Source organism: Entomoplasma freundtii (genome assembly GCF_002804205.1).
GTDB lineage: Bacteria > Bacillota_I > Bacilli_A > Mycoplasmatales > Mycoplasmataceae > Williamsoniiplasma > Williamsoniiplasma freundtii.
On the sequence record NZ_CP024962.1, the window covers coordinates 426,983 to 441,500 of the forward strand.

At 34.0% G+C, this 14,518-nt stretch carries 8 protein-coding genes; all 8 read right to left on the reverse strand.

Annotated elements, in window-relative coordinates:
- Nucleotides 1–9 precede the first annotated feature (9 nt).
- The 8 genes from EFREU_RS01845 to EFREU_RS01880 all read right to left on the reverse strand — a co-directional run bounded on the left by EFREU_RS01845 (nucleotide 10) and on the right by EFREU_RS01880 (nucleotide 14,508).
- Entirely contained in the window at nucleotides 10–1,377 is a 1,368-nt protein-coding gene (locus tag EFREU_RS01845) for a glycine--tRNA ligase (protein ID WP_100609334.1), read from the reverse strand.
- Nucleotides 1,378–1,456: 79 nt separating this feature from the next.
- Complete coding sequence (recO, locus tag EFREU_RS01850) at nucleotides 1,457–2,254, reverse strand: DNA repair protein RecO (RefSeq protein ID WP_100609335.1); 798 nt, start codon at nucleotides 2,252–2,254, stop codon at nucleotides 1,457–1,459.
- Nucleotides 2,254–3,159, reverse strand: a complete 906-nt coding sequence (era, locus tag EFREU_RS01855) for a GTPase Era (protein ID WP_100609336.1) — start codon at nucleotides 3,157–3,159, stop codon at nucleotides 2,254–2,256. The genes recO and era overlap by 1 nt, the downstream gene beginning before the upstream one ends.
- Entirely contained in the window at nucleotides 3,156–3,668 is a 513-nt protein-coding gene (gene ybeY, locus EFREU_RS01860) for an rRNA maturation RNase YbeY (RefSeq protein WP_100609337.1), read from the reverse strand. The genes era and ybeY overlap by 4 nt, the downstream gene beginning before the upstream one ends.
- 23 nt (nucleotides 3,669–3,691) lie before the next feature.
- On the reverse strand, nucleotides 3,692–5,728 hold the full coding sequence (locus tag EFREU_RS01865; protein ID WP_100609338.1) for a cysteine peptidase family C39 domain-containing protein: 2,037 nt from the start codon (nucleotides 5,726–5,728) through the stop codon (nucleotides 3,692–3,694).
- Between the two features lie 35 nt (nucleotides 5,729–5,763).
- Nucleotides 5,764–6,312: a DJ-1 family glyoxalase III gene (locus tag EFREU_RS01870; protein ID WP_100609339.1), complete on the reverse strand. Its 549-nt coding sequence runs from the start codon at nucleotides 6,310–6,312 to the stop codon at nucleotides 5,764–5,766.
- Between the two features lie 66 nt (nucleotides 6,313–6,378).
- Nucleotides 6,379–11,829, reverse strand: a complete 5,451-nt coding sequence (locus EFREU_RS01875; RefSeq protein ID WP_100609340.1) for an ABC transporter permease — start codon at nucleotides 11,827–11,829, stop codon at nucleotides 6,379–6,381.
- An 18-nt stretch (nucleotides 11,830–11,847) separates the two neighbouring features.
- Nucleotides 11,848–14,508: an MOLPALP family lipoprotein gene (locus EFREU_RS01880; RefSeq protein ID WP_157844564.1), complete on the reverse strand. Its 2,661-nt coding sequence runs from the start codon at nucleotides 14,506–14,508 to the stop codon at nucleotides 11,848–11,850.
- Nucleotides 14,509–14,518 lie beyond the last annotated feature (10 nt).

The window sequence follows — 14,518 nt, forward strand, 5'->3', positions numbered from 1 at the left end:
GTAAGTCTATTATAAATATTTTCTTAAATAAGTATCCAACTCACTAATAGCTACGCGTTCTTGACTCATTGTATCGCGATGACGCACCGTTACTTGGTGATCGACAGCAGAATCAAAGTCGTAGGTCACAATTAAAGGGGTTCCAATCGCGTCTTGACGACGATAGCGTTTTCCGATATTACCCGTTTCATCATAAGTAGCATTGAAATTAGTTAACAAAGTTTCAAAAAGCTCCGATGCTGCTAGCTTTTGTTGCTTTTGTAGCGGTAGAACTGCTACTTGGTAAGGCGCCAATTTAGTTGGTAATTTCATGACGATTCGCTCTTCACCGTTAGCAAGTTTCTCTTTAGTGAAAGCCTCGCAAAAAATAGCTAGCAATAGTCTTTCGACACCGACTGAAGGTTCAATAACTTCAGCTAATATTTTTTGGTTTTTTGTCGGTTCCAGATAGGTTAGATCAGCACCACTACCATTTTGGTGAGCTGTTAAATCGAAAACTCCGCGGTGGGCTAAACCTCAAAGTTCCTCTCACCCAAAAGGGAAGTGATATTCAAAATCAATCGTTCTTTTTGAATAATGGGCAAGATCATCTTTAGGAATTTCGTGCAATCGATAATTTTTTGGATTAAGTCCTACTCTTTGGGCCAAGAATGTTTCTACTTGGTTCATTCAGTAAACAAATCAATCCTTTTCATCTTCTGGGTTATAGAAGAATTCCAATTCCATTTGTTCAAATTCACGAGTTCGGAAAATAAAATTTCCTGGCGTAATTTCATTACGAAAGGCCTTACCAATTTGGCCAACCCCAAAAGGTAGTTTCTTGCGTTGCGAACGTTGAACATTCTTAAAATTAATAAAAATACCTTGGGCGGTTTCTGGTCTTAAGTAAACTGTTGATTTTTCTGATTCAATTACTCCTTGGTTAGTTTTAAACATTAAAGTAAATTGACGAATTTCTGAAAAATTATGCGAGCCACAATTAGGACAAGGTAATTTTTGCGATTTAATGTAGTCAGCAAGTTCGGGAATTGATAACTTTGCCCAGGCAAAACTAGGGTCAAAAGCTTCAATTAATTTATCAACACGATAACGCGAATGGCAGGTTTTACATTCAATTAGTAAGTCATTGAAGCCACTTAAATGGCCTGATGATTTTCAAACATTAGTGTTTAAGATAATAGACGAATCAATTCCGACATTAAGAGGGTTCTTGCTCACAAAATAACTTCATCAAAGTTGTTTTAAGTTATTTTTGATTGCCACCCCTAGTGGTCCATAATCTCAACTATTCGCTAGCCCTCCATAGATTTCCGATCCTTGAAAAACAAAGCCCATATCTTTTAAATGGGCTACCAATTCATCAATATTTTTGGTCATTTAATTCTCCTAACAAACAAGAAAGTCAGACAAAAGCCGACTTTCATTTAGATAACAATGTTTCATTTTACTTAATAACCTAGTCACTTGTCAAGACACTATCAGTGTAGATTTCTGGCGCTAGTTTTCGGAACATTGGTTTATTCTTTATTAACTTTAAAGGTTGATTAGTAATTCCTAAGACAAGTTCATAATAGTCAAGTAAAGCGCTCCCCAAAATTAAAAGGTGGGTTGTAGAAAAATAACATTCCTCACTCGACCAAAAATCATGATTATGGAGTCTTTCAATAAAGGATAGTCAATCTCGATTCTGGCTTTTTTCAAAACTTTCTTGACATTTTTGACAAACTCATTTCAATTCATTTAGAGAAAAAAACGAATATTGCTGAAGAAGTTTGTAACAACGACCACAACGATTTAATAAATTAGGACCACCAAAAGTTGGCAAATGATAGAACAAAAAACGCACAAAAGTATTTAATGGTTTCGAGTCATCATTAAAATTATTGAAAGCTTTGTTTAAATCTCAAAACAACTGAGGGTTTGGTTCCCAACAACTTTGAGCATCTTGGATAATTTGACTTAGAGCTACCGCATATAAATAATTATTATAATTCTCAGTTATGGCCAAATGATCAGCAAGAAAATGGCCAGTTTTTAGACGAGATAATTTATTTTTAGTTCGCGTAGGAAAAAATATATATTCTCCTAAAGTAAACGTGACTAATGAATAACGGTTTTTAGAAGTTAATCTATTAACCCCAGGCGCTAGCAGTTTTACTAACCCTCAATTTTCTGTAAAAAGGGTCACAATTTTGCTAGTATCTTCATAATCTCAAGTTTGTAGTACTAAGCCCTTAGTACTTCTTGTCGACATTAATATTTGTCCTTATCATAACCCATCTTCTTTAGGAGACTGGGCGAGTTCCGCCAATTCTCTTGAACTTTTACAAACACTTCTAAATGAATATTTTTATTAAAAAGGCGTTTCAACTCCTTACGTGTTTTGTATTTAATATCCTTAATTTTGTCACCTTGATGTCCTAAAATAATGCCTTTTTGTGATTGGCGTTCCACAATAATTGTGGCTAGAATATTAATATCAGTGGTCGTTTGTTGAAGCTCATCTACTAAAATTGCAACACTATGTGGTACTTCTTGCCCAGCCTTAAAAAGGATGTTTTCCCGTAAAATTTCTTTGATTAGAAAACGGGTTGATTGATCAGAATGTTGCCCGTTAGGATAAAATTGATAGTCACTTTCTGGAACTAAATCTACCAAAGCTTGTATTAAATTTGCTTTGGAATTATCATCACCAACATTAAACGTAATCACTTGTTCTAATTCTGGTGCAATTGTTGCCCATTCAGCAATTTTAGTTTGTAATTCTTCTGGTGTAACCAAGTCAGTTTTTGAAATTAACAATACTTTTGGTACATCTTTTTTTAATAAATCTTTAAGAAGTAATAAATCATTCTTACCAATCTTTTCGTTCGCCGGAACGACAAAAAGAGCCACATCACTATCTTTAATGCTTCGGAAGGCTGTACTATTAAGCACTTTATCAAGTTCTTTTTGTGGTGTGTGCACTCCAGGAGTATCCATGAAGATTAATTGGTAGTCATCTTCTTTTGTCAAAATACCTCGAATATTATTTCGGGTAGTTTGCGCTTTATTGGTTACAATAGAAACTTTTGTTCCAATTAAATTATTAACTAAGGAAGATTTGCCAACATTTGGTCTTCCTACAACTGAAACAAAACCTGATTTAAAACTCATTAATTAGCCTCTTGTTCTAATTCTAAATAATCGTCGGGGGCAAAACGAATTTCATATCTTAAGCCAACACCTTCTAAAATTTCATCTTGCAAACCAAACATTTTTTTCTCATCATCTAAACTAGTTTCATGATCATATCCTAAAAGATGCAAAAAGCCATGAGTAATTAAAAAGGCCATTTCTTCTTCTAAAGTATGATTATATTTTCCAGCCTTGCGTTGAGCTTCATCGAAGCAAATAATGATATCACCGATTTCTCAAAAACCAGTTGCTTGCACTTCTTTCGGGTTCATTTCTAAAGGAAAGGACAAAACATCAGGAATATAATTTTTTTGTCGATATTGGTGATTCAAATTTTGGGCTTTTTCTTCAGTGACAAATTGAACAGTCAAGGATAAATTATCTTGGTGTAAATTTAAAAGCTCAACACCTTTGCCAATAATTTGATCAGCCAGTTTTTCTCATTGAGCCATATTGATATTAGTATCGTTAACAAAAGATATTTCTAACATTGTCTACCACCTCGCTCGTTTTATTATACCATACCCTCCCTTAAAGGCATTATGCCCCCCAAAGGACCAAAAGCCAGATTTGAAGTACCGAAAATTGTTAAGCCCTTCTCGGCATTTAATTTTAAAAACAAATTTAGTAATTGCTTTTGGTCATTTATCGGTAACGCACTTAGACAGTCATTAAATAAATAAACGTTTGCCTCAAGGCAGCAAAAGTGTAAAAAATTAATTAGTTGTCGTTGCTGCAAAGTTAAAGCGGAGTCACAATTGGTAAGAAAAGTTAATTTGTAAGTTCTCAATCAATAGTCCAGATTTAATTGTTGGATAAAACTAGTGGTAAGGTTTTGGTTTTTCCAAAAAAGATTATGGCAAACTAAGCCCGGCAAAATTATCCCTTTGTCATCCAAATAGATAATTTTCAAGTGGTAATCAACTAACGGTTTTTCATTTCATGTAAAAGGTTTTTCTTGTTTGTCCCAAGTAGCAAAAAAATGAGTTAATTGTTGTTTAGAAAGAATGATTTGAAGATTATTGGGCGACGAAAATGATGGAGGTCAATTTCAATTGATTAATGAATCCCAATTTTTTCAACCAAAACTTTTTAATTTCTGGGGTTTTAATAAAGATGTCTGGTTATCTCGGCGATAAGACTTAGAATGAAAAAAATTAAGGTTTTGAAACTCACGTAAAGTGGTCTTTTGCTCATAGAAATTAAGAACTTTATCCGTTAATTCGTTTGTTAAATGGAATCAAAGATAAAGTAAATTAAAGCAATAAAGTAAATCTAAACTTAAAATTTGGTTATGGTTAAAAAGTCAAAATATCACCAAAAAGAGACCGTAAGTTAAAAATTTTTGGCAGAAACTAGTCCAAGTATTTTTGGTAAGCATAGTCAATTGATAATTTTTTTGTTTCGTTAAATAATCTTGAAAAGTATTCCCTAAATTTGCCAATTCACCTTCAATTAACCCCCGTTTGCTAAATAAAATACGGTTTTCCAAATAAATCTGGAGTTCTTTTTGATAAAGATTGGCAGTAGTTTTTAAAATAGAGCTTTGGCTTTTTCTTTTATAACTTTGCCACCAATTGAAAAGATTATTCAAAAGACATAAAAATAATGGTGGTAAAATCAACATTCAATGATTTTGGATAATTAAATAAGTTAAAAAGGGCCCATAGAGGCAAAAATTAATCAAGGCCAAAATACCAAGTCAAAAACTTTGCAAATTATTTCAACAAGTGTTGGCTGTCCGTAATCATACTTGCCAATCTTCGCTATTTTTAAAAGGTGCGAGTAATTCATTTTGCTCCCAAATCTCCCAAAACTTGGTTCATGTTTGAAAAGATATTTTCTGCCATAGTCAACCATCTAAAGCTTTTGCTAGCAAACCGCATAGTAAAAGACTAATAAAAGCTAATAATTCTCAAAAATTAATTGTTTGTAAAATTAATCATTGATTAAAAATCTTAATAAAAAAAGCGCTCAAAAACCAAGCTAAATTTTGGAGAAGACCAGTACCTAAAAGAAGCCCTAAAAACAACGAATTTTTTTTGGTTCATCGTTTTAATGTGCCTCACTGTCAATCTGTTTTTCAAAAACCTTGTCTTTGAAAAACAAAAATTTGTCCTAGGTAACGTTCCTTCAGATTAAGATGAGTAATTTTTTGGTCACGTTTTGTTGTTGAAGGATCGGTGATCCAAACAAAATTATTTGAAATGCGTGTCAAAATAACATAATGCTTAAGCCCTAAATCGTTTAAGATATTTAAAATAATCGGGGTGCTTTGTTTATTGACTAAAAGACTCTCAAAGTCGCAATGGTAGCCATCGCCTTGAAGTTTATAACAACTGCCTAATTTTTGCAAATCAAAAAACGAAAGCCCTTCGTTTGGTAATTTCGGATAATTATTTTTTAATTCTGAAAGCGTAATTTGTTGATTATGAAAATAATCAATTAACATGGCTAAACAAGCAAAACCGCAATCATTTCACGATTCTTGCGGCACAAAATGATAATTATTAAATGATTGATGGGTTATGGATTGATAACGATTTCTCATGTTTTGTGAAACCCCATCATAGTTTCGGAAAAATTTTAATAATCGTAAACAATTTCTGTCTTAATTTTTTGGGCAGTTTCGTCATTTTCAAGATATTGAATTAACGCTAAACCAAAATCAAAGACTGCGCCGACACCAACACTAGTAATAATGTGGCCATCCACCACGACTTGCTTAGGTGATTTGTCATTTGCTTCTTTTAAAAATTCGTTGGCTCCTGGATAATGCGTGACACTAACACCGTTTAAAATTCCTGCTTTACCAAGAATTTGCGGTGCAGCACAAATCGCAGCCACCAGTTTATTTTCTTCATGAAATTCTTTGACTAATTTCAGCACTATTTCGTTATTGATTAAATCCTTTGTTCCAGGACCGCCAGGAATAATTAACCCGTCGTAATCAACAATTTTGAGCTTACTTAATTCCTTTTGAGCGCGGAATTTAATGTCGTGAGACCCAACAATATCCAAACTATCTGTCGAAAATAAATCGACTTCAATTTTTGCCCGACGTAATAAGTCGATTGTGGCAATGGCTTCGGTTTCTTCAACTCCGTTATTTAAAATAATTGCGGTTTTTTTCATAATTGACCTCTTCTCTTTCAATCTTACACAAAAAATACTCCACTTGGAAAGAAGCGGAGTATTTTTTTATTCATGACTTTCATTCATTAAAATAGAGACCGGAGCAGTTCGTGCTTTATGCGAAGAAACTCAAAGTGATCCAAAGAATGAAGCGGCAATAATTACTAATGATAGTAATGGTGGCCATCAACTAAAGCCATAAGGAATGGCAAAGCCACGGTTAGCAATACTTGTAATTACTCCATAACTAATTACTCAAGCAATAATTGTCGCTAGTAATCAGGCAAGGAATGAGAAGATGGCTACAGCACCAAAAGCATAGGACTGAATTTGCCAATTGGCATAACCGAGAGCCCGCATCAATATCATAAATTGTTGGTATTGAGCAATGTAAATATCTCCCACTAACATGATCAATAAGGAGGCTGTAATAAGGATGGCAATAATTAGCAACATCCCAATTGAAATTGTTAATGAGTAAATTTGGTTAATTAAAGCCTTTTGACTTGAAAGAAGAACTTGGTTTTCGATTAAGGTCGTCATTCCTAAACCACCTGTATAAAGTAGTCCTAATGAATACTGTCCAAGGTTATCAATAACGTTAAACGAAACTGAGGAAGTTAATCCTTCTGGTTCCTCGACATTTGAGAGCTTACCAGTATGTCATTTTAGAGGCGCATAGTTGTAGGCGTCTTGTTGATTAGAAAGATAAGTTAATTTGCTTAAATCATTTTTATTGACATAAACATCATCTTCGACATTACGAAGTTTAAACGTTAATAATTTGTCATCCCAAGGCCGGTAACCTTGGTTATCCCTAGTATTGACTCGTCCAGGTCCCTCAAATAAAGAAACTTGGGTTCCATAACTTCGGGCATTAGAGTAGCCCATCATCATATTCGCAACATCAGAATCAATTAATAAAAGTTTACTTTCATAGGAAACTAAAGTTCCTACTGATTCGAAGTTAATTTGGAAATTTTGGGCTTGGTTTGGAGAACCATAGTGAACTGGTGCATTCTGCATATAACTTAAGGCACCAGGACCAGTTTCACTATCAAAAGCATAACGTAACCAATAAGGATATTTTTTCCCGTTTGTTAAGCGGTCTAGCCCTCCCGGTTCATTTTCACTATTATCGCCATAACTTAAGTCGTAAGGACGGATCATAAAGTAAGTCGTTTGGCTATCATTTTCTCTTCCTCAAGCCTTTTTAACAGAGAAGGGAACTTCATCACCAGAAACATTTGTTTCGTAATATGAATTTTCACCAGGTCCCTTATTACTTGAATTAGTTGAGGAATGGAAAAGATCTTCTTCATTAGCTAAATCACTTGGAATGAAAAGTTTAATATTTTTATATTGGAAGTAAGGTCGTAAATAAGATGAAACTAATTGACCATTGTCGTTTCTAATGGCCAAATCACTAAATAGATAGGCGTTATTAACAAGATTTTGGTCTTGTGTATAAGGATTTTGGTAAGTGAACTTATTATTATCCATTCGGTACATATCCATTCAACGGTCCGGGTTAGTGCCATCTTTTCAATTATCATCAAAACGGTTTTGACTATTTTTTCAAGAGTTTTGGTAATCTTGCGTATTAACTTTCCTTTGGGTTTTTAAAGTATCTTGAGGATTCGCTAATAATTGCGATTTAGCAAAATCTTGGTCATCATAAACTCAAGCATATTTAGGCAAAATGTCCCAAGGCACATCACCACGATTTGTTCGATAAGTTAATTGACGAGTTCTCGTTAAAGCATTCGTTAATGTTTTATTATGTTTTAACTTATAAGCCGCTTCTGCTTGACGGTTAGCAACCATTGGAATAGTTAATGTTTTAGTTGAAGCGTTTCAAACTTTTGTCTTGCCTCAATAAATATCATTTTGTGGCAATGGTTTGCCAGCAAAGATATCCGCAATTTTGTTTTTTGTTTGGAGGTCAAGATACATATTTTGCTTTTCAATATTAGTTAATGAATAAGCATCTTGTGATTGATCAATTCCAGTAACATTAATTCCTTGATAATTATTAACATCAACTGGGAGATTTGTAATTAAGGTTTCGCGTTTAGGAATATAAGTTTCGGCATTAAATGAAATTCCAAATTGTTCTAAACGTGAAGGGGATTTGTAAATAAAGCTTTTAATATATGGTGGAACCTGAGTCAGAATCGCATTAATGATACTTTCTTTTCAGTTGTCACCACCTTTGCCACCTGTTCCAGAAATTGAATTAATTACACTGTTAATAATGCTTGGTAAAGCGGCTGTTAAAGCCCTTGAAAAATTTTGAGCTAGTGCTTGCTTATTGGCATCTAATGTTAAATTATCGTCATAAGCCGACCCCATTAAAGCTTTAATTAAATCCGGTTGTCCGTTTAAAATAATGCCGTAGAATTGGTCAATAGTTCCGATATTGAAAGATTGGCCTAGAACGGTGAAAAAGTTATTTCCGAACGCTTCTCCGGCTAAACCTAAGAAAACTTCTGGAGTTTCAATAACATAAGGGTAGGTATAAGTTAAGTTAGAAAATTCGTATTTATTATCGCTAGATGCTTGGCCATCATTTAATTCAGGGGCAAAAATATAGCGTGGAATTGGTGAAGATTGGCTAACTAAATCCATGTAACCGCTCGGTTCTTTGTAATAGCCATATTTTGTTCCAGAACTATCAAGTTCTAGCTGACTTGATACCCAATCTTTATCCCATTTTTCATTTCCTTGCCAATAATTAATGGCAGGTTTCGATAAAGGTGAATTCATCGTTGGAATCAAGTTACTATATGAATTGGCATAGTGCACATTTTTATAGTACGAACGCACTGCATTATTAGCAATTGATGGTAAAGCTAAGGAACCAGAAATTAGTAAGGAAGCTAAACCAACTACCACAGTTAAAAGAATAATTGGTTTCTTTCCTGAACTGGCTAACGTCAAACTAAAACGAGTATTAAATGAAGCATTTTTGAAAGCCTTTAGTTTAACAAAATCTATAAAGCGTGAGTTTGATCAAGTAGTCGAAATTTTGATGATATCTAAAACCGATTGACGAGTAATCAATCACGCTGTGAAGATAGAGATAAACATAGCAATGATACCAAAGCCAAAGAAGGCAATCAAGAAAGCTTGTCAATTGAAATCAATTACATTCGTCCGAATACTAAAGTAATTTCCGAACATGTAGCCAAAAGGAATTTGACAAAAGCTGGCAATAAATCAAGCAATCGGTACCACAATAAACATAATGACGATTCCATAAGCTAAATAAGTTACGGCAATCATCCATGGGTCAGTTCCCATGGCCTTCAAAATTCCAATTTGTTTTGAATTGAAAGTAATAGTTTTCTTAATACAAATTACCAATGCGACTAGAGCAATGATAGCAATCACTGCTGAAGCAATATAGGTGATGATTTTAAAAGTTTTTAAAACCATTGGTAATAAAGTTCAATTTAAGCGGAATAATGAGTCCTTATAATTAATTAATTTAAAGAAACCAATACTTTCAGGTTCATCATCAGCAAAGGGTTGAGGAGCTAAAGTAGTAAAGGCAGATTTTACCACTAAACTCGAATTACCATTCGGGATTAAGGCTTTTAAAGCATTATAACTAACCGCCAAGTTCTTTCTTATATCTTGTTGTCAACTAGAAAATAATTGCTCTTTGTTATGAGCCGGAAAGAAACTTTCTTTTTTATTATTGGTCAGGAAGAAATGGAAGTATCGTGGTGACATATCTTGGTTTCCAGCATTACCTCCAAAACCATGAACAGCATTATGAAGGGTTTCTTTTGAACCATAAATATAAGCTTCAGTTTTTGCTTGTGGGATTGGTACATTTGGATCTACAGCTGGAAAGAAACTATAAGTATCCGTGGCAAAGCCAGAAATCAAAAGGGGAGCTTGGCCGATTTTTAAATAATCGCCAACTTTTAAATGATTTGCTTTCGCAAATTGTGGTGAAATAGCAATTTCGTTTTTTGCGGTGGGTCTTGTACCACGGAGAATAGTAAAGTTAGCTTCTTCAGAGCCATTAATAAGAACAAACCTGAATTTACGCGAAGTAATATTATCAAAAAGGATTTGTTCCTTGCGGAATTGGATATCATAACCACTGGCTCAAGCTGTTAAAGACATATGGTATTGCCACATAGTGGCTGCCATACTATCGTCTTCTTTTGGGTTACCAAAATTCTTATTATCTAATGGATGAGTCAAATAAAAGTTATCGTCTAAGGTTAACCGTTTCGTGAATGGGACTGTTGTTTCGCTATTTTGTAAAGTCAAGGCATTGTAGCGTTCTGTAAAAGTAACACTGCTAATAGTTGGGTTATCTTCGGTGGTTAAATTCACATTCATCGGACTCATCATGCCACGATAACCCTTTTTACTTAGAGCATTAATAACACTAGTTTTATCGGTGGGACCACCAACAATTAAAAATTTATTATTAGCTTCGTCAGTAGTTAATGCTTCTCCAATTGTAGCTTCTAAAGCATAACCTTGGCCAGTAGGCGGAATGAAATCGTAAGACCCATTATCTAAGGTTGTGGTTGTTGGCGATTCTCCCATCAAGAATTGATAAAAAATTTGAGCTTTTTCATCGCCAGTCCCAGTTGACCAAATTTCTCTAAATTTGGTGTTATCAGTTAAACCTTGGTCAGTGATTCAGAAGGCAATTTGACCAACAGTATCATATAGATAGTCAATAAATAATTTTTGTGGGGTTAAAAGGTTCTCAAAATCTTCAATTGGAAAACCATTCTTTAAAAAGGCAAAAAACTCTGGTTGTTGGCACACAAAAAATCTTAAGGCTGAAGTTCGCAAATAATTAACTTGAGCTGGCAAAGCAAAATTTGAACTTTCTAAATTTGTCTGGTTTAAAGTTTGGTCGCGAATAATAACAATGTCTTTAATCAAATTATCAGCTAACTTATTGCGAATATTAAAACGGTAATCAGCTAAGTTATCACCATTTGTTTCATCCTTATTAAACAAAATTTTTGTTAGGGCATAAAACCCTTGATCCGTCGTATCTTTCATAAAACGGGTTAAAAATGTCGAGGCCGTCCCTACATCACGTTTATCTAATTGGTCTTTATATAAAGAGTCATTTAAGACAAAGTTAAAATTAGAATTATGGGTGGTTTCGTTATGGGGGGTAATTGCACTTCCTTTCATAAATGAGGAAGGATTATTTACCACGTCAACAAAAGTATTGTTGAGAAAATCAACTAAAGGAACTGGTTCTAAGGAACTTAATGGAGCTCCATCATTTCTGGTTGCAGTATTGTCTAATTGGGTAGTACCAACATAGTCAAAAGGATCGACACTCCCAACTATTTGGTCTCAATCTTGATGTAAACGGCGATTAGCACTCGCTGTGATTGTTAAAACAAAAGTAGCCAAAAAACTTAAGACTAAAATAATAATAAATTGAATTTTGAATTTGAAAATTCCCCTAAAGCCTTGTTTTAGTAAAAGGAGAAAATTTGGTGTTCTTTTGTGCATATCTATTTCCTCCCTTTATTATTTTCTATCAATTTTTTGGATATATCATGTGCCCAAAGTGTCTCAGGTGCCATCAGAACCACCATTGGCGGCTGTCCGCTTTAAAGTTACCTCATAAACTAAAGATTTTTTAGTATCAGGTTGACGATAATATAACTCATAAACGATTTCCGCTTCACTATACATTTCCTCTAAATTATTAAATCTAATTACAGAAGTTTTTCAGTTTTCTTTTGCAAAATAAGGCTTAAAGAACGTATCCACATAAAGTGGCACTGAAACTTTGTCAAACCAATTAACTAATTTAACAGCTTCTTGAATTATGATTTGCATTGTTGGACGGTTAATCAAAGCAATTTTGTCTGGAAGATCGGTATCATTACCATACACTGCCGCTAAACTACCAAAAACAGATGTTTGTGCAAAAGTATAAACTGGTTGATTATCTTTAGAGAGAAAAGCACGAATTCCTAAAGTAAATAGTGGAGCCACTACTAGATTTTTTTGGTCACTTAACTTATCTGTTCCAATAATTACATCTTGAATGTTATTTCTATAACCAAAACCAATCAATGTCGCCATTACTACATTCATTCCGTCAGGACTATTTAATCCATACTTTGTAACTGGCTCAGGTATAGTGCCATTGGTATAAGTTAGTGTCGCATTTTGGTTTAATGACCCAAATAATTGACTAAATGAATAGTTATTTAGAAGGTATCTTTGTTGTTGGCTTATTCTAGCATTTCGTTGGACATCAAATTCTGTGGCCACAGTATTAATTAAATCGGTAATAGTTAATCCTTTAATTCCATAAAGAAACATTGGAAGGGTGCTAATATCTAAACCAAAACCTTTAAGTAAATCACCTATTTTTGTAGTAAGTAACTTTGTGAGATTTTCTAAGTTATTCATAAGGTCTTTGGAAATATTTGCTACATTATTATCAACCAAAGCCTTTAAAACTATAGGAATTAATTGGTTACCATAAATTCCTCAAATCGGGTTTCCTCAGTTTGATTCAAATAATGGCTTATTTTCCTTTTTCTCTACATCCATTAAGTTAACAAGTTGATAAAGAAGATTTTGGATGCTTGGATTCCCTTTTAAAAAGCCTGCTGCTGTATTTAGCAATTGTCTTAAGGAAAAGACTGCGGCTGGCCCACTATCCCAGGCTGGAGTACTATTTCCTAGAGTTGTTCTAAATGTAGCTAAGGCATAACCGATTATGAACGAAGGTATGTCTGGGAAACCAGGAATTAACGTTAACAATTTTGTTAATAATGGTTCAATAAGACCATCAAAAGGAAGGGTCATAACAGTAGTATCTTGACTTTTTCCATCGTCTTTAGTTGGAGCAGAAAAAATCAGTGAAAGGATTCTAGCAAAAGCATAACCATGAGGATCTTGTGGATCAAAACTGAAAATATTTTGGATGTAGCGAAGAAAACCTTGCAAGTTAAAAGTTTGATAATAACTATTATCACTTAATTGTACTCACTGTGTGATGCTTGCACTTTCTTGGCCTTCTTTAATTACTTGACTAGGATTTAAATAATTTACCTTTAAAGCCTTTGCTAAAAAGATACCATTAGTCTCAGTCGTAGAAAAAAGATTATTATAATCTTCGTTAGCTTTAATGCTATTTACTGCCCGACTATTTTCATCGACATAGTTGAAAAAAACAGTCAAAGTTCTTAAAAACTTCAAAATATCAATAATCCCGTTAATTAAACGCGAGTTAAATACTACTTTAAAATCTTTAAAATCTTTAGAATAAATTGTTGCGTTTGCTACTGCCTCTGCATTTCGACCATCTGGCTTACTATTTTGTGCTTTAATGTTATCTAAATATTCGGTTCATGTTTTACCATTTGGTTTATCAACACCACTATAAAGTATTTGGCCTAAGCCAGTTCAAGCATTAATATAGCGAACGGCAAAAACATCATTGAAGGTCATACTTTCAATATTTGGTAAATCATCTTCTTTTAAACTGTCAGAAAAGGTCTTAAAAATATAATCCCCTTGCGGAAATTCTTCGCCAGCATCTTTTAATCTTATAAAGTTCAAAACCTTGCCAATTAAAGCGCCATCATTTTCCGTCACTGCGTTCCCTACAACATCTAGGACTGCCCCTAAAGTATTATTAATGGCTGATGCTTGCATTTCGGCACTAAAATTATTACCAAATAATAAAGAAACAACCCCACTGATTGGACCTAAGGTTTTAATAATACTATCTTGTGATTGTCGTCCTGTATCAACATTATCTTCTAAAGCTAGATTACTTTCAAAAGGATCGCCCTCACGACCACTTTTAACAGTATAAACATCAGAATTACTTGAACCAAAATTAAACATTGATCCAAGCATTTCTCGGACCGTATTATTTGCCCCACCAGTAGGCAATTCTGATTCAGTAAAATAATTTTTAATTGATTGACCATAAAGATATTGGGATGAGGCCTTTAACGATAATCCTTCACCCCCCATAGCTTTTTGATCAGACCTTTGGCTTAAGACAGCTGATCTAGCCAATAACGAACTTATCGCTATATAGTTACGAACTTTGTTTTCAAGCGAAGATTTTACCAATTTAGAATATTCGCAAGAAGTTACCGATGCGGTTGAGGCAACGACTGATAAAGCTCCTAAAATTGACAATAGTTTTTTCATGTAAACCTCT